We start from the raw sequence: 25,064 nt of genomic DNA on the forward strand, positions 1-25,064 counted from the left end.
TATTTATAGACTAATTAATATGTGAGATGTATTGACGAAAAAGCCAAACGTAATGTTTGGCTTTTTTTATATATTTAACTTTGGCTTTTTTCGCTATGTATAAAAAACTGTCTTTAGATAACCGACCTAAGTTACATATAGTAGCTAATGCTATCAAAGCTTTGGCTACTAAAGAGTCATTTATAGGGTTGTATTTTCTATTATTTATACTAGGCATAACCGCAGGTAGTGAATACGGTGTTTATAATGAATCTAGAATTGCTGAGGTTGTCCTATTATTAGGCTTATGCATATATAGTTACTGTTGTAATCACTATCTAGTCACAAAGGTAGAATGGCTGTTTTTTGCATTTGTTATATTGGGTAGCTTTTTTTGGTCTAACGCCCTGTTTTTGATAGCGGATTTACTATTGATTTACCTATTATATAAAAGTTTTTATTGGTTAGAGTATCGTCCTGTAATTACTAAAATTATCGTATTCGCTAGTTTTCTGTTTTTTTTATTACTGCCAGTCGCTTTGTGGGATTATATAGCGACAGGTACGTACTCTACCGAATGGTATCCACTGCGCTTAAATATTCGCATTTATAATAGCTATCTATTAATTATTTCAATTTTTGCGGTATGGTTGTATTTGACCGAAAACTCATATAAAAACGTTTATTTAGGCTTTTTATCCTTAGCTTTCCTATCGATATTGATAGATGGAGGGCGTTCAGCAACACTGGCTTATAGTGCTTTTATAACCATGATTTGCCTTTTTAATCGCAGCGCTCGCTGGCAGCTGCTTGCTGCCTATGCAATGTCATGGTTCACTTATTTAGCAATCTCTTACCTTGCTGCTTTACATGCTGGCAGTACCGCAGCAGTACAGATAGTTAGAGCGACGACTAGCCAGCGCTATGACATCTGGATGGATGCTTTAAAGTGTTGGTCGCAAAGTCCGATTTTGGGTTGCGGATTTTATCAATTAGATAGTGACCGAACCTTAGCCGCACACCCTCATAATATATTTTTACAAGCTTTAAGCGAGATAGGATTAATAGGTTTTGGATTTTTATTAGTTATTATATTTGTAATTGCTAAGAATATAAGTTGGAATTTGAAGCAGAATTACTTTGTCATTGCAGCGTTATTAGCCATCAGTATAGAGCTGTCGCTTTCAGGTATTCATATATATCCAATCACTCAGATAGCATTACTATGGCTATTCGTCTTTTTACTAAAATCCCCAGATTTTTTGCATGCTAAATATTTTAGTCGAGTACCTGCATTTGGCTTGGCGTCGCACCGTTTTTTATCTATTGCTAGCTATTTACTATTGGCTGGGTTCTTTATTTATATTTTTATCACTACTACGGCGCTGATAGATAATGAGTTAATGACACGACCACGCTTTTTGGAAAATGGATATAAAATTTTTTGATATATTATAAATATTGGATGTGTTTTTTTATCCAGTATATAAGTAAAAGTACGATTTATCTAAACTATAGAAAACCAATGAAAGACTATATTTACATAGGTGAGAGTGGCTTTGAAAAAGGCGTGCTCAAAGGCTTCAGCTATGCACCGATAGTCATACCTTGCATTGATAAGTACGACTAGCATCCAAACAGTAAAAAAACGGCGTTAGTTCTCAATCTTAAATATTTGATCTGAATCCTATTAAAAAATAGGTGACATAGGCAAAAAAATCGAGATAGGAATAGTTAGAACATGATCTAATTCGCGTATTCAGAAATGTTTGTTGTTACCTTTGTAAAACTGAATGACTGTAGTATAAAGAAGTGCAGAGCTTTCTGTCTTTATTATAATAAATGGTGGCATGATGCGTGCACTATTATATTATAAACTGTAAAGTTGGTTATTCTTATGTCTCAAAATTATGATAATGCCTATATGCTACAATCTGGCTATACCTTAATAGAACTGATGGTTGTAGTGGCTATTGTTGGCATATTGGCGACTATAGCGACGACAGGCTATTATATGCAGATAAGACAGACGCAACTCAGTACTATTTATCAAGAGCTAAGTAATTTCCGTATGCCTTATCAGATGCTAATCAATGAAGGTGCAACAGCAGCAAGCTTTAGCGCTACGGGATTAAATTTGTCAGCACAAAGCAAATACTGTCAATTCAGCGTGATGCCACCGAGTGATAATGGTTCCGCACCTAGTGCGATAACTTGTCATATTCAGAATCTCAATTATCTTCAAGATGAGTTTATGACTTTAAGCGTTACTGCTGATGGAATATGGCAATGCATGACATCTCCTGATATTGCTGAGATCTACCTACCATATGCTTGCAAGTAAGGTCTCTCTCACTCGAGCACATAGTCTTAGAAACATTAAATTACTCTCTATAGTTATCAGAAAGTTTATTAATATTAGGGGCTCATATCAGTAATACACAACAGCATTTATGGCAATACTTGAGCATACGGATCATAGTAGGCTGGCTGCTTGTCTGTTTGTTACCAGCAGCAGCGCTATTTTGGGAATATATTTTCACTGATAGTATATTGCTCACCCAGATAAATAGTGTTATCGCGAGTAGTGTCGCCCTAATATTAAGCTTAATAGGTTTGGATAAGCTGACTCAGTTCCCTGGGCAGAAATCCATGGTGACAGTGCTACCGACGCTACTGGCGAGCGGATTGATCGTCGGATTGATGCTACTTGTTTTTCGTCTACCATACTCTGTATATTATTTATCTTTGAGTGCCGCGTTAGGCCTGCTTTATTGCTTTGTGTCGCAAGTTTTTTTACGCTCAGTGATGCAAGTAACCATAGGATATGTGCCTATAGGTCGTTATGAGAGTTTACTGAACATAAATAACGTACGGTGGATCGAGCTGACCAAGTGTTTTAAACCAGCCAGCCACGATCGTCTACCCTTCCATGCGGTAGTCGCTGACTTTGCCGATAAAGGCTTATCAGGAGAGTGGGAGCAGCTGCTAGCCGAGGCTGCTTTGCAAGGTACGCCAGTTTATAGCATCCTACAAGTCTCTGAGTCATTGACTGGTCGCTTACCTATTAAGCACTTGTATGAAAACAATCTAGGCTCACTACTCCCATCTCAGAGCTATCTACTGGTAAAACGTATAGCAGATACTGCCATCATCATTATGAGTGCGCCTTTTGTTACACCTATAGCACTATTAATCGCTTTAGCTATAAAGTGGGAAGGGCGTCATAGTGGTAGTGCGGTATTATTTAAACAGCGCCGTATAGGGCAAGGTGGTAAACTGTTTATCATGTATAAGTTTCGCAGTATGATTCCCAGTGCCGAGGCAAGTGGCTCACAGATGGCGAGCTACAACGACATGAGGGTGACGAAGTTTGGTTGCTTTATCAGGAAGACTCGCCTTGATGAATTGCCGCAGTTCATCAATGTGCTAAAGGGTGAGATGAGCCTAATTGGTCCTCGTCCTGAGCAGTTAGACTTCGTTGAGAGCTTCAATGAGACCATTCCGTTCTATCGCTATCGTCATATCGTCAAACCTGGCATCTCTGGCTGGGCTCAGGTCATGCATGGCTATGCCAGTGACGAGGATGAAACTAAGGTTAAGCTTGAGCATGACTTTTTTTATATCAAAAACTTCTCGTTGACGTTAGATTTATTGATAGTGATTAAAACTATTCAGACGATGGTGACAGGGTTTGGGGCGAGGTAACGAGAAATGATTTTAAACTACAAAGGTAATTAGATTGTATAGCCTGTATCTCAAATTTTCTCAAACTTTAAATAAGAAAGATAAATTATCAATCTTACTTATGATGCTGCTCATATTCATGAGTAGCTGTCTCGAGGTTTTAGGTATAGGGATAATTTTACCTTATCTTGCTATTCTATTAGATACTGAAAAAATTCTAACGCTGCCTTTTATGAGTGAGATATATAGCACTCTTAAAGATAGTGGTCTTGTCAATGGAATTACGCATTTCCTTATATTGTCTACCTTTCTTATTATTGTTTTTTACTGGCTGAAGAATATATTTTTTATTTTTAGCTTACGTTATCAAGTCGGGTTTAATTATAATCTTTACACACGTATGTCATCTGACCTACTGCATTACTATTTAAACGAAAGCTATTTACAGCATATTAATCGTAATACGAGTGATATTATAAGAAATGTAAATCAACAGACACTAGATCTGATCCAAGGGTTTTTATTTCCAATACTATTGCTGGTCACTGAAGTATTAGTTGTTTTGTTATTATTAGCCTTTTTGATTGCCATAAACCCTATAGCTACCCTGTATGTCTTTGTATTAATCGGTGTATGTGTAACGGGTATATTTTACTACTCAAGAGCAAAGCTTCAAGAATCAGGGGAAATCGTTGCTAGGAATAGATCTGCTTCGAATAAAGCGGTTCTTCAAAGCCTAGGTAGCTTTAAGACAACAAAGATGCTAGGAAAAGAAGCCTTTTTTGTCAATAGTTTTAATAGCGCTGTACAACAGATGTCTATTGCAAATCAATACCTTGACTTAACACAGAGCTTACCTCGATTTTTTTTAGAAACTTCGATTGTCACAGTTATGATGAGTCTTGCCATGATACTACTGTATCAAGGACAGCCTTCAGGTGAGTTGATACTTATGTTATCTGTATTTGGTCTAGCAGGTATTAGGTTACTTCCATCGATGAATCGCATTTTAAACGCTCTTAATTCTATTAAATACATGCAAGGTGTATTAAAAGATGTTATGAGAGATATCGTATCTGCTACTAATATGAATAACACTGTTCAAATTAACGAAAATTTTCGAACAAACGAATTTGTCTTTGAAAGTCTTACTTTAAAAAATATTAATTTTAACTATGTTGCTAATACACCCGTCCTTAAAAACATTTCATTGACGATTGAGCGAAATCAAAGTATCGGCTTTGTGGGTCATTCTGGATCGGGTAAAAGTACGTTAATTGATATTATGTTAGGCCTGTTATCACAAGATACTGGCAACACCTTGATTAATGGTAGAGATATTGATGATGTATTGCCAGAGTGGCAGAGAAATGTAGGATACATACCGCAAGATATTTATCTTATTGATGATACGATCAAAGCTAATATTGCGTTTGGTGTAAAAGAAGATTATATCGATTATGCCCAAGTTATGACAGTGTTAGAAGTTGCTCAACTTGATGATCTGGTTTGTTCACTACCTAATGGTGTAGAGACAGTGATCGGAGAGCGAGGAGTCAAGTTATCGGGTGGCCAGCGACAAAGAATAGGCATAGCTCGAGCGTTATACCATAACCCTCAAATACTGGTTATGGATGAAGCGACAGCGGCTCTAGATAATGTGACAGAAAAAGCGTTTATGAGAGCGATCAATAATTTAAAAGGTAAGAAAACACTAATCATGATCGCTCATCGTTTAAGTACAGTAAAGGATTGCGACATTATTTGCTTTATGGAAAATGGTGAGATTATTGATAGTGGGAGTTATAAAGACTTGAGTGCTAATAATACGAAATTCAAAGAATTTAAAGTTAATTAGGAAGAATGGAGACAGAAAACTTGAAAATACTACTATATAACTATGTTCAGTTTGATGACATTGAAAGAAGAGGCGGAGGTGTAACGGTATATTTAGCGAACCTAGTTAAAAGCTTGCTTCAAAGCAATCATGAAGTAATATTTTTAAGCTCAGGTAATAGTTATGATATAAAGAATAGTAAACCACGACTAGATATTAAGAAAGAAGGTAACTTAACTCGTTGTATTGTCTATAATTCACCATTTCTAGCGCCCGCCAGTAGTTCTTTCTACGAACCAGAAGTTTTTACCAACAGTAATAGCTTAGATAAAATTGCTCATGAAATATTCCAAAGGTTTTCAGATATAGATGTATTCCATTTTAATAATATAGAGGGATTAACTTATGGTTTTATTAAAGAACTAAGAGAATCTTTTATTTTATCTAATTTTATCTACAGTGTTCATAACTATAATTTATTATGTATGCAGGTGAACCTATGGTTTAATGATAAGGAAAACTGCCAAGATTTTGAGGAAGGTAGTAGATGCTTAAATTGTAATAACAACTATAATAGTTTCCAAAGTAACTTAATAATAAAGAAAATTCAAACTACTCTCTCTGATAAAATGTTAGGTAAATCAGCTCTGCATAAGAATGTTTATCTTTTAACAAAGAAAACATTGCACAAGTATAGATATTTAAATCATAAGATTTACAAGAAGAAAAATAGAATACCTACAGTTAATATTGAGAATAATTCTGCTGCTTTCAGGGATTTTAGAGAGAAAAATATACAAATGTGTAATGATATTTTTGATAAAATAATCTGTGTTTCTGAAAGAACGAAAGATATAATGAAGAGACATGGTGTGAAAGAAAATAAGTTAAATGTGGTTTATATTGGTACTAGTTTTTATGATGTATATAAAAGCGCTGAGTTAAAAAAGGGTTTTGAAAAATGCCTAACTATTGGTTATCTTGGTTATATGAGGAAAGATAAGGGTTTTGATTTTTTTATCAATAGTATTGATAAAATGGACTTAAAAGCTAAGAAAAATATTAATATAATAATAGCTGCTCATTGTAGAGATAAAGAAACGGCGGAAAAATTGAAATCTCTAAGTGATGGTTTTAATAGTTTTAAAGTATATGATGGATACACTCATGAAAGTCTACCTTTAATTCTTGAAGAGATTGATCTTGGTATAGTGCCTGTTCAATGGGAAGATAATTTACCTCAAGTAGCTATTGAGTATGTGTGTAATGGAATACCTGTACTAACCTCAAACTTAGGTGGCGCTTCAGAAATAGCAGAAAACCCTCATTTTATCTTTAGACATGATGATAAAAAAGATTTTATTAATAAAATTTCCAATTTTTTGAATAAGGAAGTAGAACTCAAAGACTTTTGGAAAAAGGACTTAAATGTCTTTTCGATGAGCGACCATATGAATAAAATTATTAAAGATGTATACAGTATTAGTAATTAATAATTTTATAGGAAATAGTTTATGAAAAAGATATTAATAGTAGGCGCAGGTTTCTCTGGGGCGGTAATTGCACGTAGTCTAGCGGAAGTTGGGCACAAAGTGACAGTCATTGACAGTCGTGATCATGTGGCGGGTAATTGTCATACTTATAGAGATGAAAAGACTGATATCATGGTACATAAATACGGTCCACATATCTTTCATACAGATAACGAAACTGTCTGGGAGTATATCAACCGTTTCGGTGAGATGATGCCGTATGTAAACCGAGTCAAAGCTGTCACAGGCAATAGAGTCTACTCCCTGCCTATTAACTTACATACTATCAATCAGTTTTTTTCCGAAACCTTGAGTCCAAATGATGCTAAGGCATTTATAGAAGCTCAATCAGACAAAAGTATCGATGAGCCTCAAACATTTGAAGAACAGGCTCTCCGCTTCGTTGGCAAACCCCTATATGAGGCTTTTTTTAAATACTATACCATTAAGCAATGGGGTACAGAGCCAAGTAATCTACCTGCTAGTATTCTTAAAAGACTACCCCTAAGATTTAATTACGATGATAATTATTTTAATCATAAATATCAAGGTATGCCCAGAAATGGCTATACTAGTATAGTTGAGAATATATTAAATCATCACAATATTGAGCTAAAACTAGAGACTGAGTATTTTGAAGAAATGCGAAGTGACTTTGAGTATATGGTTTGGTCTGGACCTTTAGATGCTTACTTTAATCACCGATTAGGCAGATTGGGTTATAGAACCTTAGATTTTGTACCCTTTTATGGTGAAGGCGATATACAGGGAAATGCCGTTATCAATTACTGTGACGAACAAGTTCCTTATACCCGAATTACAGAGCATAAGCATTTTGCTCCTTGGGAAGATCATAGTAAAAGTATTTGTTATAAGGAATACAGCCGAGCCTGTGATAAAAATGATATCCCGTATTATCCAATACGTTTGATGAATGACAAGAAGCTTTTAGGTCAGTATATTGATATGGCTCAGCGGTGTAATGGAGTCACTTTTGTTGGACGATTGGGAACTTATCGCTATTTAGATATGGATGTCACTATTAAAGAAGCGCTAGAAACAGCTGATGCTTTGTTACATAGTTTTGAAAATAGTAAAAAGCCAAAAGCTTTTTATCAAACAGTTATTTAAGTCCAATGAAGTCAAATAACAAAATATGCGCGGTAGTCGTTACTTTTAACAGAAAAGAGCTACTATTGAGAACTCTTAGTTATCTTTATAAACAGACTTTACCTTTACACTCAATAGTAGTTATAGATAATGCTAGCAATGATGGTACAAATGAGCTTTTACAGCATTTAGGATATTTAGACAAATCTAATCTGTTTTATCATAAGCTTGTTAATAATACAGGTGGTGCAGGTGGGTTTTACGAGGGCACCAAAATAGCACATGAGTCTGATGTAGATTGGATATGGCTAATGGATGACGATGGTTATCCACCACAAACTTGTCTTGAGACACTTTTAGAGTATCAAGATAGGTATGATTTTTATGGCCCACTTGTATTGAGTGATCAGGATAAAACTACTTTATCGTTTCCTATCACTTTACCTACTTCCAAAAGAATCGTTCGTAATAAAACCCAGTTGGATATTTTTAGTTCAAATAATAAGGTGTTGTCAAACGTACTTATTCCCTTCAACGGAGTATTACTGCGCTCTTCGTTAGTCTCCCATATAGGTTATCCGTTGGCCAAGTTCTTTATTTGGGGCGATGATATTGAATATACCAAGCGTGCTAGAAAATCTGGTGCAAGAATAGCGACGATTACCGATATCGAGTTTTATCACCCTACGGCACCTAGTCTTGGTACTCCTATGTTTTTTGGGAAAATGCAGTTTAATGATACAAATTCAAAAATTAAGCTTTATTGTTTATGTCGAAACAATACCGTTAATCTAAAAAAATATCATGGAAACTTATATGCATTATTATTTAGCATAAAAACTATATGGTTTTATAGTTTCACTCAACCTTCGCTGAAAAAACTAAAATTCTCTCTGTACGGCTTGTCCGCAGGTTGGTTTAATGATTTTTCTAAACATCGTCAGTTTATAGGTAAAACCTTTGAGTAGAGAAAGCATGACCCAAAAGAATCTAGCAATAGTAGTTGTGACCTATAATCGTTTGAAACTTTTAACGCAATGTTTGCAAAAGCTGGAAAAACAAACATATGCTATTGATAGTTTGATTGTCGTTAATAATGCTTCGACCGATGGAGTAACTGCAAGTTTTTTGGATAGTTACAAAGGAAATTTACCGCTTACAGTGATTCATAATGAGGTGAATACAGGAGGAGCAGGTGGGTTCTATACAGGTATAAGGTATGCTCATCAGTTAGGTTATGAGTGGATCTTTATCATGGATGATGATGTATTTGCTGATTCTCGCTGTATAGAGCAGCTAATGAAGGTAGCTCATCCTTGCATGGTTGCAGTGCGAGAATATAAAGATGGGCAGTTAGTTGAAAGAGCAGCTATAGAGTATAATCTATCTAACCCTTTTTATTTGAATCCTAAAAGACAGGCAGTATGTGATAAGTATAAAAATAGAAGTGATATGCCAGCTACTATAGAAGTGGATAACGTAGCCTTTGAAGGCTTTATGATTAAACGTGAGGTCATCGATATCATAGGTTATCCTGAACCTAAGTATTTTATATTTTACGATGATGTGGACTATGCTCTACGAGCGAGAAAAGCAGGCTACTCTATTAAAGCCGTTAGAGATGCTAAGCTGATTAGGCAGCTTCCCTTCGATCAGCAGGGCGCTATAGATTCATGGAAAGCATTTTATATGTTTCGCAATCTTTTTCACATTCATTTCAAATTTGGCAAAAATGTTTTTGTTAGAAACAAACCTTATTTATTAATGATAGGATCAATAGCAGTCTATTGTATAAAGCTACGAAGCTGGAGAATAAGTAAAGAGATTATACGAGCACTGAAATGTGCAAAGTATCTTACTAAAGAGTAAGTTAATTATTGTCGGTTATTTTACAAACTATTATTTTCTTAAAAGAAAACCACCTAAAACCATATTGGTATTAGATGGTTTTTTATATCAGGATTCTATTAATTTATTTCAAATATCTAATTACTTCTCTAAATACTGAATCTTACCTTCTACACCATCCCATTTTTCAGCTTCTGGCAGTTGTCCTTTCATCTCAGTGATGTTTGGCCATTTTTGTGCCAGCTCTTCGTTTAGCTGCGTAAATATCTCTTGCCCTTTTGGCACCTCATCTTCTGAGAAGATAGCATTGGCAGGACATTCAGGCTCGCATAGCGCGCAGTCGATGCACTCATCAGGGTCGATGACGAGGAAGTTCGGTCCTTCATAAAAGCAGTCTACAGGACAGACTTCCACACAGTCGGTGTATTTGCAAAGAATGCAGTTCTCTGTAACGACAAAGGTCATAGTACTGTCTACCTGTTATTGGATTGGGCGAAATAGAATAGATTAAAAATAAGGCACATTTTAGCGCTTTTACCACTAATTGACAATTCCCTTTAATGACTAATGATTTCCTTTAGATGATAAAGTAAGTCATGCGCCTGCTTTGGCGTTAGGTTGTCAGGATTAATCGCGTTTAGCTCATCTTGTAAGCTAAACAAATGATTTTGTTGTGGATTATTGGTTGTTAATTGAGTTTGAGTAATATTACTGACGTTTACGCTTTCTAGTTTACTCTCATGATTCTGCTGCTGTTTATCGTTTAACGACTTAGTTAATTCATTTTTATCATCAATGGTTTTTTTGTTATCCGCTTTTAGATTATCTATCTTTAAGTTATCTAATAAATAACGCTTAGCATCATTAAGCACTTGAGCGGGTATACCTGCCATTTTTGCCACATGTAATCCAAAGCTAGAGCTCGCTGCACCATCCTTGATTTGGTGCAGTAGTAGCAACTGACCATCAACTTCACTGGCGGCGACATGGACATTACGGATGTTGCTGTGATTATCTTTATTGTTTTCTGCCAATTTTGTCAGCTCAAAATAATGGGTGGCAAATAATGTCAGGCAGCCAATCTCCACCAGACGATTGACGCAAGCATGAGCGATTGCCAATCCGTCAGTGGTTGCCGTGCCGCGTCCAACTTCATCCATCAGCACGAGCGATTTATTGGTTGCTTGATTGAGAATATTAGCCGTCTCAATCATTTCCACCATAAAGGTTGATTTGCCACCCGCCAAATCATCCGCTGAGCCAATACGAGTAAAGATACGGTCGATATCACCGATATGAGCGCTTGATGCGGGGACAAAGCTGCCACAATGCGCAAGTAGGACAATCAGAGCTGTTTGGCGCATATAGGTTGATTTACCGCCCATATTAGGACCAGTAATAATTAACAGTCTTTCAGGGTTGGTATGACTGCCTAGTTCGCAATCATTGGCAACGAATTGGCTAGTATGTTTGGTTGTTTTGCTTTGAGTGGGAGTATTATTTGGATTTAACGCCGCTTCGACAACCACATGACGACCTTGTCTAATATCAATACTCGTTATGCTGTCAGTCTTTGAGCTACTGCTTTCTAAGCTACTATCATTTTTTGAGTCATTACTCATCACTGGACGTTGCCAGTTATAAATTATGGCAAGTTGCGCCCAATTGCTAAGTACATCTATCTGCGCGATAGCAGCACTTAGCTGTTGAAGTTCGGCTAAATGACTGCCTAAGATGGTTAGCAACTCTTGATATAACTGCTTTTCACGAGTTAATGCTAATGACTGCGCGCTTAGATATTCAGTTTCAACCTTTTTAAGCTCGTCAGTGATAAAGCGTTCGCTACTTTTCAGCGTTTGCCGACGGATAAAATGCGTTGGCGCATTCTTTGCTTGCATTTTAGGCAATTCAAAATAAAAACCACTGACCTTATTAAAACCCACTTTTAGACTGGGTAATTGGTTCTCTTGCCGCGCGCGCTCTACCATTTTATCCAAGGTCACTTGGATATTGTCATGTAGATGGGTCAGGCGATCAAACTCTTTATCATAGCCAGCAGCGAACATACCACCATCACGAATATGCGCAGGTGGTTCTACGACAATAGCGCGCTCAATCAGCTCAGCGACGGATTGTACCGAAGGTAACTGTTCAGGCAATTGCTGCATCAGCATGGGCAGCAATCCTGCCTGCTCATGGCTGATAGCTGCAGCCGTCAATAAATTGCTCAGTTGAGCGCTACTGGCAATGCCATCAGCAAGTTTACGCAAATCACGTGGTTTGGCACTCATCAGTCCGATACGGCTACTAATACGTTCGATATCACCGATCGCATTCAAAGTCTCACGTAAGCTATTGATTAATGAACTACTTTCTAAATTTTGCTTAATATGTTTGTTTTCGCCAGATTGATTATCTGTCTGCAATAGACTGGTTATCGCATCTAAGCGCATATTGATACGTGCATGCTGACGCAGCGGGCGTTTCATCTGCTGCACGAGTAAGCGGCGTCCCATGGGCGTTTGACAATGATTGAGTACAGATATTAATGACGTACCGTTACTGCTAACGGGTGTAAATAGCTCAAGATTTTGCTGACTATTGGCATCAATGATTAAATAATCGTCATTATATTCAACGATAAGCTGATTCACTTGTGGTACATGGCGTTGCTGGGTTTGCCGCGCATAATGTATCAGCGCCGCACAGCTAGATTGAGCCAATGACGCATCGCTAATACCTAGTCCATCAAGACGTTGCACGTCAAACTGCTGGCAAAGCGTCTCGCTAGCATGCTCACGATGAAAGTCATTGGCCGCAACTTCTATAATAGGGCAGTCAAGATTTTGACGTAGCCATAGCAGCCATTCTTCGCCGATACCATCAATACTGTCACCGAGTGCTTCGCTAATGATACATTCACTAGGGGCGAAGCGTGCCAGCACCGTCAGCATTTGGGTTTGTAGCCCTTCAATGTCATCATGATTTGCGCTAAATGTTTGCGTGGTTAACGTTCCAGCGGCCAAATCCATTTGACTGATAGCGGCTTGCACAGGTTGTTTGCTGTTAGCTCTAGGTATTTCTATATCAATCGCGACGACGGTCGGCGTATGGTTGGGCGCAATCAGTGCATCATCAGTAATGGTACCTGCAGTCAAGGTTTTAACCACTTCACGGCGCATAATGCTGCCAGCGGCAGATTTGCTTTTATCCTTTTTTTGTTTATCGCCCATAATAGAAGCATTGGACGTATTACTAGCGTCGGTGGTTGATTCGTCTATTTGCTCACAAACGACTACTGTCTGCCCAGCAGCAATCAGCCGTGCCATATAGCTGTCAGCTGCATGAAAAGGCACACCTGCCATCGCAATGGTGTTACCGGCTTTATCCGTACCACGGCGAGTGAGCGTAATATCGAGTATCTGCGCCGCACGTTTGGCATCATCAAAAAATAGCTCATAAAAATCACCCATCCGGTACAGCAGTAGCGCTTGTGGATAGTTGGCTTTCATGGTTAGATATTGCACCATCATCGGTGTATGGTCTGCTAAGTGATAAACGGCATCGCCTATAACTAACGGTTCAGCTGAATGAGGATTTTGAGCGGACGGCTTAACGGTCATGCAGGATCTCTTATGATGCTTAAGTGGGTTTGCTTGGAGCGAAATGGTTATTTTTATAAGAATAAATAGCGGCTGAGGATGATAAATTATCCCGTTAAATGAAGCAGTTAAAAAGCTTGGAAAATTAAGTCTATAAGCGCTATTTTAACACGTTCGACTAGGTTTTTACGTCGGCAAATATCTACTCATTGCCCTTGTATCCATCGGCTTCATAACCATATATAATGACGTCACACTTAATTGGGCGATACTTCATTAGGCGACCCGTCATTAGGCAGTATCTTATGAATCAGTGCTTTGTTAAGAAGTACTTAGTCGGGTGATGACTGTAATGACAAGGCAGCAGCATACTAAGCCTTAGCTAATGCGCACTAATTATCGAATATTTCCATAGGTCAAAAAATTATGTTATCAAAGATTATAGGCAGTGTCGTTGGCACCAAAAATGAGCGTGAACTCAAGCGCATGCGCAAAGTGGTCAGCAAAATTAACGCACACGAGGCTACGATACAAGCCCTGTCTGATGAGCAATTACAACAAAAAACCGAAGAATTTAAAGCAAGACACCAAAAAGGTGAAAGCTTAGATGCATTATTACCAGAAGCGTTTGCGGTCTGCCGTGAAGCGTCGCTACGCGTCAATGGTATGCGTCACTATGATGTGCAGCTAATCGGTGGTATCACCTTGCATGAAGGCAAAATCGCTGAGATGAAAACCGGTGAGGGTAAGACTCTCATGGGTACCTTAGCTATGTATCTCAATGCCATCAGCGGTAAAGGCGTGCATTTGGTGACGGTCAACGATTATTTGGCGGCACGTGATGCGGAATTAAACCGTCCATTATTCAGCTTTTTGGGCATGACAGTTGGGGTGATTTACTCGCAGCAGCCGCCACAAGAAAAAATTGACGCTTATCAAGCGGATATCACTTACGGTACCAATAACGAATATGGCTTTGATTATCTGCGCGATAACATGGTCTTTAGCTTAGCTGAGAAAAAACAGCGCCCGCTAAACTTCTGTATTATCGATGAAATTGACTCTATTTTAATTGATGAGGCTCGTACGCCACTGATTATCTCGGGTCAAGCCGAAGATTCATCGCGTATGTATGCGCTGATTAATACCATTATTCCTGTGCTGATTCGCTCAAAAGACGAAGAAGCCAATAAGAATAACGAAGAAGAAGATTTCTGGATTGATGAGAAAAATCGTCAAATCGAGATTAGCGAAAAAGGCTATGAGAAAATTGAGCGCTTCTTAATCGAAGTCGGCGAGCTTGGCGAAAATGAAAGTCTTTATAGCCCGAGCCGTTTGCCATTATTAGCACACGTACAAGCTGCGATTCGCGCTCACCATGTTTTTGTCAAAAACATCCATTATATTGTTGATGATGGCGAAGTGGTCATCGTTGATGAAAATACCGGTCGTACTATGCCTGGTCGTCGCTGGTCAGAAGGTTTGCATCAAGCCGTTGAGGCTAAAGAGGGTGTTGAGATTCAAGCAGAAAACCAAACACTTGCAACCACCACATTCCAGAACTTTTTCCGTTTATATGACAAGTTATCTGGTATGACAGGTACCGCTGATACTGAAGCAGCAGAATTCAAATCAACTTATGATTTAGACGTCATCGTTATTCCAACGCACGAGCCGATTGCCCGTATCGATATGGATGACCAGATTTTCTTGACCAAGTTAGGTAAATATAAAGGCATCATCCGCGAGATTAAAGAGATTCAAGCCAAAGGTGCGCCAGTCTTAGTCGGTACGGCGACGATTGAAGCCAGTGAGGAACTGTCTTATTTGCTTGACCAAGAAGGCGTTAAGCATAACGTCCTAAACGCCAAGCAACATGAGCGTGAAGCAGAAATCATCGCGCAGGCTGGTAGTCCAAAAGCCGTGACGATTGCTACTAACATGGCAGGTCGTGGTACCGATATTATTCTTGGTGGTAACTGGCAATCATTTATTGAAGATATTGATGCCGTTAGTCCGGAAGAGATGGCACGCCTAAAAGCCCAATGGCAAGTCAAGCATGACCAAGTGGTTGCCGCTGGTGGTCTACATATTATTGGCTCTGAGCGTCATGAGTCACGCCGTATTGATAACCAGCTACGTGGTCGTGCCGGTCGTCAGGGTGACCCTGGGATGTCGCGTTTCTTCTTATCGCTTGAAGATGACTTGATGCGTATCTTTGCCGGTGATCGCGTCGTTAATATGATGCGCGCCATGGGTCTTAAAGAAGACGAAGCCATCGAACATAAAATGGTCTCCAAATCGATTGAAAACGCCCAAGGTAAAGTAGAAAGCCGCGATTTTGATGCGCGTAAAAATCTATTAAAATATGATGATGTGGCCAATGAGCAGCGTAAAGTTATTTACGGACAACGTGATGACTTACTGGCAGAGATGGACTTATTAGAAGCCATCGAAGTTATGCATCATGAAGTCTATAACGCCATGATTAACCAGTTTATCCCGCCAGGTTCTATCGATGACCAGTGGAATATTGACGGTCTAGAGGACGAGCTTGAGGAAGAATTCAAGATTGCGATGCCAATTAACGATTGGCTTGATGAAGACCGCCGCTTAGATGAAGAAGGTCTACGTGCCAAAATTATCCAAACGGCTTTAGATCGTTATCACAGTCGCCGTGAGCAAATGGGCGAAAAAGATGCCGCCCAGCTTGAGCGTCACTTTATGCTGCAGAGTTTAGATAAGCACTGGAAAGAGCATTTGACGCAAATGGATCAGCTGCGTAAAGGCATTCATTTGCGAGGTTATGCACAAAAAAATCCTGAGCAAGAATATAAGCGTGAATCATTTGAGCTGTTCCAAATGATGCTTGGCGCAATTAAGTCTGAAACGGTACAAGATTTATCACGTGTGCATATTCCGACCAAAGAAGAGCTAGCAGCATTAGAAGCTCAGCAGCGTGAAAATGCAGCGCATATGCAAATGCAGTTTGAGCACAGTGATATTGATAATATGGATGGCGGTGTGGAAAGAGCGGCCGCGCAAAGTCGTAATGTCATTGGCGGTGCAGCAGTAGGTGCTATGGTAGGCCGTGGCAGCGATGTAAATGATCCAGACCCATACGCTGGTATGAACATCAGCCGTAACGCTCCTTGTCCTTGTGGGTCAGGCCTGAAGTATAAGCAATGCCATGGTAAAATCTAAACATTGATAATCAAAAATTGTTAAGTTATGATAAAAAGTCCCTATCTAAAATAGATAGGGACTTTTTTTATAGTATAGCCTTGGCAGTAGTACTCATATCGAATAATTGATAAATAGTAAGAAAATTACGATGATAAAAATATCAGTGCTTTTGTAGCGATTAATTACAAATCCAACATAGGCGTGAATTTATGGGTGCGCTATAGTGTTTAACATCTTTATTTGGGAGAATGTGATGAATGTGGAATCATTAAAAAAATGGCGTACCTCTGTCGTCCTAACCGGTTTACTGGCTGGCGCTATGACGATGAGTGCTTGTCAAAAACAGCAAGAGACAGAGCCGAGTCTAGAAGACAGTATCAGTGAAGAGCAGTCTGTGCCAATGTCTGCTGAGCCCGCTGAGCCAAGTGATGTGGTGTTAGATGCGCCTGCCAGTGACGTAGAAGATGACACCGTTGCCTCTGTTAATACGGGCGTCAATCAAATGAGTTATTCATGTTCGCCTGCGCTTGCCGTTGAAGCAACGTATAAAGATGCTGATAATCAAGTCGTTATTGCGACTGCCCAAGGAACAGCTACTTTAACGAAAACCAATGATGCCAGCAACCCTGAAGTGTTTGAAGCAAAAACTGCCCTCGATGGTGGTGAAGGCTTTGTACAGTGGCGCGTCGCGCATACAGAGCGTGAAACAGGTGTGATACGTACGGCTGGTGCAGATGCATCCAAAGTCAGCACTTATGAGTGTAAAAAATCAGAAGAGTTAGAAACGGTAGAAGAAGCCGTATAAAAGCAGATTCATAAATGTGGCTTTTATCGGACTAAACTTAAATATAACCCATAAAAAAAGCAACGCTGACGTTGCTTTTTTGTGGTCTCGTTTTTGAAGTTCTTAGAAAGAATGCTCAATTTTATATAAGCGCTATTTTTTATACACAGCATGAGGTTCACTATCATGCGCTAAAAACCCTTCTTCGCTAACGTCTAGCTCTTCGTGTTTAAGCTCTACTTGAATACTATCGCTATGCGTATGAGTGCTTTTATTAATCTGCACTTCTTGAATCACATGGGTATCTTTGGTAATTGTCGCCACTTGACGCGATAAGACAATCTCAATTGGCGCGTCACCAATCTCAATCTGTTTGCCATTAATGGTTACCACGGCTCTGCTATCTAGCGATGGTTCTACATGACGCAATATATCTTTATCATCATAATTGCCTGATAATAAATCCTCACTTTCGGCATCATAATAATCAGTGCGCACGGTAATGTATTCTTCTATCAAATCAATAGGGACATCAATGGTTTTGGTGCGTGTATGCTTAGTTACCGTTACTTTGCCAACATCTAAGCGTTCTTTATTAATGACAGGACGCTCTTCTAATAGCTCTAGATAGCCATCATTACCCGTGCTTTGTAAATTATTAGATAAGCTATTCGATAAATTGTTTGCCGCGCCCTGTTGTTGATTGTCTAAGATGGGTTGTTGTTGATAGTCAGATACCGTTAAAGCAGGCGCAGGTAATTTATTCTCGCCGCTGTGATTGGCGATTCTATCTAAAGGGGAAGCAGTGGTTGTCGATAAAGGTACTTGTTGCTGAACTGGCTGTTGCTGAGCTTGCTGGCTTTCACGTTGCTGCTGCTTAATGTCATTATCATCGGCATTCATGGTCATGTTCCTTATGGATAGATATAAAAATGAATAGGTATAAAAAAAGACCAGAGACGAGCTCTGGTCTTATTCACTGAGCATACAACCCAGCTGCTAATTACTCTCACATAGTAGTTGTTCAAATAAAGCTACAAGATTCTAAGCTGAAAATCACGTTTGAGAATCTATATAGCTTATAACTATCTGATGACTAGGTGAAAGAATTGCTTATTACATACCACGAGCGCGGCGTACGTCTTCGGCAGTGATATTATCGCGGTCAAAAAGATTGCCATCGCGGTCAATCACATTACCGTCACCATCGATATCCAACTCTTCGCGTTGGATGGTTTCAGCAATCGTTTCAGTATGACGCTCAGTCGTCTTACCGACGTTTACTTCTTCAGCTACATAGGTTTCTTTATTAACTCGTGCACGTTCCGCTTCTAGTTCAAGTTCAATCGTTTGATTGCCATCTATATCACCGATACGGCGGTCTGTTGGACGATCTACATTGGTACGCTGAATGTTAGCGTGCTCTTCTTCGAGTTCAACATCGACATTACGCTCTTCGGTCACGACATGCTTACCAACTTTTACCAAACCGGCAACGATGCGATCCTTATTGACTGTCAAGCGTTCTTCTAATAACTCCAAGGTATTTGGGGCGTTATATGCATGCTCCGCAATCTCCATACGCTCTGCTTCTGGGATGCTATCAGCAACAAATGATTGACGATCCTTTTCGTATTGCTCTTTATAGCTGTACTGATAATCGTGATCGTATACTTCCATCGCTTCTACCTGTGCTTGCGTTAAGCTATCGAAAAATACATCATCACCAACAATACGGGCGAGACCTGCTGGTACCAACACTTCTTTTGAGCTAAACCAACCGCCTGCATCAACGATTAAATAACGAATGCGACCAGTGGTATCTTCCACTAAAGCGCCTTCGATTTTACCGATTTTTTCTTCATCAACACCATAAGCAGTTTTGCCTGTTGGGTCATAATAGTCATCACCAATAATGTCACGATGAGTAGCTTGGATGTCTTTTAAACGAATTAGTTGGCTCATTATTATCTTCCTTTTATATGAGTACATTAGTAATTATTTTTTTAAAATAGCAATGCGGTAAAAATCCACATTGCTAAAAACTTGGTAAGTTGTTGTCTTAAGCCAAGATGGCTCTATTGGAGAAACTGCTTGAGTAACGTTGATATGCAGCCTTTCCATCAACTTATGCATATCGTAGCAGTGTGATTTTCAATGAGATATATAAGCAAGGTAGCAAAGTGTGCGCTTGAGGTAATTGCGTGTAATAGGCTGTAAAATTCACCATTACTATATAAATTTAAGTTAAGGCTTTCTTACGGCACTAAACAACTTCTGGTGATTTGTAAGTTTTGAGCATAAAAAAACCGCACAGCCAAAAGCAATGCGGTATTTAAATAGTAAGAAAATCAGTTGAAACTCAAAATCCTAAACTAGATATTGGAAAGTTAAATTATTTGAGCAGTCTACAATTAAGCAAGTTCAATCGCGACGGCAACCGCTTCACCACCACCGATACATAAGGTAGCGACGCCTTTCTTGCCGCCCGTACGCTTCAGAGAGTTGATAAGGGTAACGACGATACGCGCACCTGAACAACCTACTGGATGACCAAGGGCACAAGCGCCGCCTTCGACGTTGACTTTAGCATGCTCGATATTTACCTCATCCATCGCAGCCATAGTCACCATCGCAAACGCTTCATTGATTTCCCATAGGTCGACATCAGCAACTGACCAGCCTGCTTTGGCCAATACTTTTTCAATGGCGCCAATTGGAGCAATGGTAAATTCGCTTGGGTGACGCGAGTTAGAAGCAGTCGCTACGATACGTGCTTGGTAATCCAAGCCTTCAGCTTTTGCTTGTGATTCTTTCATCATCACTACCGCAGCAGCACCGTCTGAGATTGAGCTGGCGTTTGCCGCCGTAATTGTACCGTCTTTTGCGAATGCAGGACGTAGGGTAGGGATACGATCAGCATTGGCAAGGGCGGGCTGCTCATCGGTATCGACAGTCTGCTCGCCTTTACGGGTCTTGAAACTTACAGGCACGATTTCATCTTTAAAATGCTCATCTTTAATCGCAGTTAAAGCACGGTTGAGCGATTCAATGGCAAATTCATCCATTTGCTCACGGGTATAGCCTTTTTCATTGGCCATTTCTTGCGCAAATTGACCCATCAGCTTACCAGTTTCAGCATCTTCTAGACCGTCTAAGAACATATGGTCTTTGACTTCTTTATGACCCATGCGGTAGCCGCCACGCGAGCCTGGCATAATGTAAGGCGCATTGGTCATCGATTCCATACCACCTGCAACCGCTACATTAAAGCTGCCTGCCTTAATACCATCATGCGCTTGCATGATTGCTTTTAGACCTGAACCACAAAGCTTATTAATGGTGACGGCACCCGTTGCATCATTTAGACCCGCTTTACGCATCGCTTGACGGGCAGGACCTTGACCGAGACCTGCGGTTAAGATACAGCCCATAATGACTTCATCAATGCTATCGACATTCACACCTGAGCGTTCGACAGCGGCTTTAATAGCAGCACTACCAAGTTCAGTCGCGCTCATATCTTTTAGTGCGCCTTGAAAACCGCCCATTGGGGTACGGGCGCCATTTAAAATTACAATTGAATCATTTGACATCGTTATTATTCCTTTTTACATGTTTTAAATGAGAGTATTTTACTTAAACTATAATCAAACGCTGATTCGCTAACACCTATCTAGCTTTGGTTTACGCTAGCTCATCTAAACGAATGCGTACTACTTTATCAGTAATGGTGTCTAGTTTTTCAATTTTTTCGATGGCCAGATTCATCTGACTCTCAATCACAGGTAGTGTCAAGATAATCACTGGCACTTGACCAAGTTTATGGGCAGGTTTTTGTAAAATTGCATCGATATTGATCCCAGCATCACTCAAAATACGCGTGATATCAGCCAATACCCCAGGATTATCGTGAGCATGCACGCGTAGGTAATAACCGGTAATCATTTGCTCAGCGCGCAAGATAGGCGTATCTGATAACTGTTCTGGGATAAAGGCTAGGTGCGGAACATGGTGACCATTAGTGCTTTCATTGTTGCTATCTATACTGCCTAGAACACGAACCAAATCCATCACATCAGCCATCACCGCAGAAGCAGTGGCGCCTGCACCAGCACCATCGCCGCAATATAACGTTTGTCCAAGCGGATGAGAGTTGACCAACACCGCGTTTTTTACGCCATTGACGTTGGCAAGTAGGGCATTTTGCGGAATGAGCGTTGGGTGTACGCGCAGCTCAATACCAGCGGCACTAGTGTCACCTGAGCCATCACCTTGACCATCACGGCGCACGGCAAAACCTAGATGCTTGATACGGTAGCCAAGCTCTTCTGCATAATTGACGTCTTGCAAAGTAATGCCAGTAATACCTTCACAGTAGACTTTATCAAACTGTAGCGGAATACCAAAGGCGATAGAAGCCAGTAGTGCCAATTTATGAGCCGCATCAATACCTTCGACATCAAAAGTTGGATCGGCTTCCGCATAACCGAGTTCTTGTGCCTCTGTCAGTACATCGGCAAATGGGCGACCTTTATCACGCATTTCGGTCATGATAAAGTTGCCAGTGCCATTAATAATACCCGCCAACCAGTCAATTCTATTAGCGGCAAGTGCTTCACGCATGACTTTAATAATTGGGATACCGCCTGCCACTGCTGCTTCATAAGCGACATGCACATTGTGCTCTTCAGCAAAGGCAAAAATCTCATTGCCGTGTTCAGCGAGTAACGCTTTATTAGCTGTGACGACATGCTTGCCATTTTTGATGGCATGCATAATCACGTCTTTAGCCAGCGTCGTACCGCCGATCACTTCGATGACAATATCGACATTGTCACTGGCAGCGGTTGCCATCAAATCACTGCTTTGAATAATAGTAGGGTCGATATCATCGCGCTGACGACGGGTACCGACTTCGGTAATCAAAATATCGCGTCCGCTACGGCGTTTTAACTCATCTAAATTATCATTGATTAGGTTGATCACGCCCGTTCCGACGGTGCCGAGACCAAGTATCGCTAGTTTGATGGATTTGCTCACAGTATCCTCAAGAGATTATAGAGTTGGATAAAAATGCTTCTATGCAGGCTCTTACATAAAAACGCTGATATAAAAGGGTTGATATAAAGAGTGCTGATATAAAGAAGAACGGCATAAAAATATACGGCTAATATTACCTAGCGCTTTATCGTATCATACCGACAAGCGCTTGTGACGTCTACCCAAACTCACTGTCGCCAAAGTCAACAATATCAGGGCAGATAACTAGCTGGCATCAATCGCGGCTTGCGCCAATTGATCAGCTGGTAAATAGCCACCGATTTGTTGTCCAGACTCGGTAAAGATAGCAGGTGTACCGCGGACACCCAATGCCATACCAAGCTCGATTTGTAATTTTACCGGGCTATTACAACTAGGGGCTTGGACGTTAGCACCCATTTTTGCCTGATCCATCGCGGCATTACGATCTTCGCTACACCAAATGGCTTCCATCTTTGGAATACTGCCTTCGCTGCGCGGCCATGCCAAATAACGCACTTCAATGCCCCGCGCATTGATATCACCTATCTCTTCATGGAGCTTGGTGCAATAAGGGCAATCGGCATCGGTAAAGGAATAAACAACAGATTTGGTCACCCCTTTAGCAGGATAAATAATCATATCTTTTTTGTCGACCGCTTTTAGAGCGGCTTGCGCGGTTTTGGCAACCAACGCACCACTGATATCAACCGGCGCTTCTGCCCCAACAGCGATGATTTGACCTTGAATAATATGTTTGCCTGATTTATCAGTGAAGAAAGACGGCAAGCCCGTTGCTGTTACCCAGTAAATATCGTCCATATCTGTTGGTACGGCTGAAAGAATATTTTCTTCAATACCCGAGGCTTTTAAGTTTGCTTGTAAGGCTTTGACTACCGCTGAATCACTATCATTGGTGACTTGCGCAGTGCTAACTTTGGCTTCTGCGCTATTCACAATCCCTGTGTTACTGGTCGCATCAGCCGCATTATTCGAGCAGCCCGCCGCAACAACGACCAGCAAGGCACCCATCATCACACGTGATAAATGAGTGCGAGAAAATGTATCACGAGTGGCGTTGGTTTTCGAAAAAGAAGGTAAAAACATAGGGTGTTTCCTTTAGGCAGGCATGCCTAAGCAAGATATAGATATAAAAAAGAGGGCAGTAAAGAGTGCGTAAATGCTTGCACCATATCTACTAGATTTTGTTATCAGAACGATATATTTCAATGATGATATACAATTTATTGATAATAAAAGATAAGTGGCAATAGCTGTCATATTAGCATATTTTTATAAATAACCACTAAAGGCGAGTTATTAGCGTTGTCAAATCTACAATTTATAGATAAATGTTACGACAAGAGAAATAAAATACATTTGTACTATTTCATCTCGGCTTATGTCTAGGTAGGCTACCGTTTATAACCATTTTTCATAATTATTTTTTACAATCAATTTAAATATGACTATTTCATGGGTCCTATTTAAACTGAGTTGATAAAGCAATTTTACTAAGGAGCCCGTATGGCAGGTGCCAGTTTATTAACCTTACTTGATGATATCAGTGTGATACTAGATGACGTTTCGGTCATGACTAAAGTAGCCGCCAAAAAAACCGCGGGGGTATTGGGTGATGACTTAGCATTGAACGCGGAGCAAGTCACCGGCGTCAAAGCAAATCGTGAGCTGCCAGTGGTTTGGGCGGTCGCCAAAGGCTCTTTCATTAATAAACTTATTTTGGTACCAGCGGCAATCCTTATCAGTGCCATTTATCCGCCTTTGATTACCTTTTTGCTGATGTGCGGTGGCTTGTTTTTGGTTTATGAAGGCGCTGAAAAAGTGATTCATCGATTTTGGCCGCATGCCTTGCCAGATGATGAGGAGCAAGAAGCTCGTCGGCAAGCCAATGCTGATGAAACGGTTGATTTGGTTGCTTTTGAAAAAGAAAAGATCAAAGGTGCGGTGCGAACTGATTTTATTTTGTCGGCAGAGATTATCGTCATTGCGCTAGGAGCAACGGCAACGGCTACTTTGTTACAGCGCAGCTTGGTGCTGTCTATTTTAGCTATTGGCATTACCGTTGGTATTTATGGTCTAGTCGCCGGTATCGTTAAAATCGATGATGTGGGCCTGCATATGATGGAAAAAGACGGCAAGTTTACTCAAAAAGTTGGTAAGGTTTTATTTGCGGCAGCGCCTAAATTAATGAAGTTTTTATCGATCGCTGGTACTTTGGCGATGTTCTTAGTCGGTGGTGGTATCTTAGTACACGGAATTAACTTCTTACACCACGAAGTTGAAGACATTGCCCATCTTACTGGTATTTTTGAGAGTTTTACGACAGCATTATTAAATGCTGTTATCGGCTTTATTATTGGTGCTGCTATCGTTGCTCTGTTTACGGTCATTAATAAAATACGCCATAAAGATGAGCCTTCTGCGCATTAATTCTATTTTTCAAAGATTCTGACTTG

General features: G+C 40.0%; 18 protein-coding genes. 11 read left to right on the top strand and 7 right to left on the bottom strand.

What is annotated here, in order from left to right; all coding sequences use genetic code 11:
• Nucleotides 1–95 precede the first annotated feature (95 nt).
• From FQ084_RS10300 to FQ084_RS10335, 8 genes are all read left to right on the top strand, one after another.
• The gene (locus FQ084_RS10300) at nt 96–1,427 is read left to right on the top strand and encodes an O-antigen ligase family protein (protein ID WP_149490536.1); all 1,332 of its coding nucleotides are present in this window, start codon (nt 96–98) and stop codon (nt 1,425–1,427) included.
• A gap of 449 nt (nt 1,428–1,876) precedes the next feature.
• Entirely contained in the window at nt 1,877–2,323 is a 447-nt protein-coding gene (locus FQ084_RS10305) for a prepilin-type N-terminal cleavage/methylation domain-containing protein (protein ID WP_149490711.1), read from the top strand.
• Between the two features lie 119 nt (nt 2,324–2,442).
• Nucleotides 2,443–3,687, top strand: coding sequence for a sugar transferase (locus tag FQ084_RS10310; RefSeq protein ID WP_262880735.1), 1,245 nt, complete (start codon nt 2,443–2,445; stop codon nt 3,685–3,687).
• Nucleotides 3,688–3,805: 118 nt separating this feature from the next.
• A complete protein-coding gene (locus FQ084_RS10315) occupies nt 3,806–5,524 on the top strand; it encodes an ABC transporter ATP-binding protein (protein WP_188032945.1) in 1,719 nt (572 codons plus the stop codon).
• A gap of 20 nt (nt 5,525–5,544) precedes the next feature.
• On the top strand, nt 5,545–6,996 hold the full coding sequence (locus FQ084_RS10320) for a glycosyltransferase (protein WP_223144871.1): 1,452 nt from the start codon (nt 5,545–5,547) through the stop codon (nt 6,994–6,996).
• Nucleotides 6,997–7,017: 21 nt separating this feature from the next.
• Nucleotides 7,018–8,166 (top strand): UDP-galactopyranose mutase, encoded by a 1,149-nt coding sequence (gene glf / locus FQ084_RS10325; RefSeq protein ID WP_149490539.1) that lies wholly within the window; start codon nt 7,018–7,020, stop codon nt 8,164–8,166.
• Between the two features lie 5 nt (nt 8,167–8,171).
• Nucleotides 8,172–9,113 carry a glycosyltransferase family 2 protein gene (locus tag FQ084_RS10330; protein WP_149490540.1) on the top strand — a complete coding sequence of 314 codons (942 nt, stop codon included), beginning with the start codon at nt 8,172–8,174 and terminating at the stop codon, nt 9,111–9,113.
• A gap of 7 nt (nt 9,114–9,120) precedes the next feature.
• A complete protein-coding gene (locus tag FQ084_RS10335; RefSeq protein WP_149490541.1) occupies nt 9,121–10,014 on the top strand; it encodes a glycosyltransferase family 2 protein in 894 nt (297 codons plus the stop codon).
• A gap of 120 nt (nt 10,015–10,134) precedes the next feature.
• Here the strand turns inward: FQ084_RS10335 and fdxA are convergent, their stop codons facing one another.
• Both fdxA and mutS read right to left on the bottom strand, forming a co-directional pair.
• Nucleotides 10,135–10,458 (bottom strand): ferredoxin FdxA, encoded by a 324-nt coding sequence (gene fdxA / locus FQ084_RS10340; protein ID WP_133103830.1) that lies wholly within the window; start codon nt 10,456–10,458, stop codon nt 10,135–10,137.
• A 92-nt stretch (nt 10,459–10,550) separates the two neighbouring features.
• Nucleotides 10,551–13,616 (bottom strand): DNA mismatch repair protein MutS, encoded by a 3,066-nt coding sequence (gene mutS, locus FQ084_RS10345; RefSeq protein ID WP_149490542.1) that lies wholly within the window; start codon nt 13,614–13,616, stop codon nt 10,551–10,553.
• Nucleotides 13,617–14,021: 405 nt separating this feature from the next.
• On the opposite strand from mutS, the gene secA reads away from it, so the two are divergent.
• Entirely contained in the window at nt 14,022–16,799 is a 2,778-nt protein-coding gene (secA, locus tag FQ084_RS10350; RefSeq protein WP_149490543.1) for a preprotein translocase subunit SecA, read from the top strand.
• 235 nt (nt 16,800–17,034) lie between these two features.
• Nucleotides 17,035–17,586, top strand: a complete 552-nt coding sequence (locus FQ084_RS10355) for a hypothetical protein (protein ID WP_149490544.1) — start codon at nt 17,035–17,037, stop codon at nt 17,584–17,586.
• A 132-nt stretch (nt 17,587–17,718) separates the two neighbouring features.
• Here FQ084_RS10355 and FQ084_RS10360 read toward each other — a convergent pair whose 3' ends face one another.
• From FQ084_RS10360 to FQ084_RS10380, 5 genes are all read right to left on the bottom strand, one after another.
• Entirely contained in the window at nt 17,719–18,468 is a 750-nt protein-coding gene (locus tag FQ084_RS10360; RefSeq protein WP_262880736.1) for a YsnF/AvaK domain-containing protein, read from the bottom strand.
• Between the two features lie 213 nt (nt 18,469–18,681).
• A complete protein-coding gene (locus FQ084_RS10365) occupies nt 18,682–19,530 on the bottom strand; it encodes a DUF2382 domain-containing protein (protein ID WP_149490545.1) in 849 nt (282 codons plus the stop codon).
• 449 nt (nt 19,531–19,979) lie between these two features.
• Nucleotides 19,980–21,161, bottom strand: coding sequence for a thiolase family protein (locus FQ084_RS10370; RefSeq protein WP_149490546.1), 1,182 nt, complete (start codon nt 21,159–21,161; stop codon nt 19,980–19,982).
• Between the two features lie 91 nt (nt 21,162–21,252).
• Nucleotides 21,253–22,608, bottom strand: a complete 1,356-nt coding sequence (locus FQ084_RS10375) for a homoserine dehydrogenase (protein WP_149490547.1) — start codon at nt 22,606–22,608, stop codon at nt 21,253–21,255.
• A 225-nt stretch (nt 22,609–22,833) separates the two neighbouring features.
• Entirely contained in the window at nt 22,834–23,694 is an 861-nt protein-coding gene (locus tag FQ084_RS10380; protein WP_149490548.1) for a DsbC family protein, read from the bottom strand.
• Between the two features lie 420 nt (nt 23,695–24,114).
• On the opposite strand from FQ084_RS10380, the gene FQ084_RS10385 reads away from it, so the two are divergent.
• Nucleotides 24,115–25,038 (top strand): DUF808 domain-containing protein, encoded by a 924-nt coding sequence (locus FQ084_RS10385; RefSeq protein ID WP_149490549.1) that lies wholly within the window; start codon nt 24,115–24,117, stop codon nt 25,036–25,038.
• Nucleotides 25,039–25,064 lie beyond the last annotated feature (26 nt).

Origin of the sequence: Psychrobacter sp. ANT_WB68, assembly GCF_008369115.1 — a bacterium.
Classification (GTDB): domain Bacteria; phylum Pseudomonadota; class Gammaproteobacteria; order Pseudomonadales; family Moraxellaceae; genus Psychrobacter.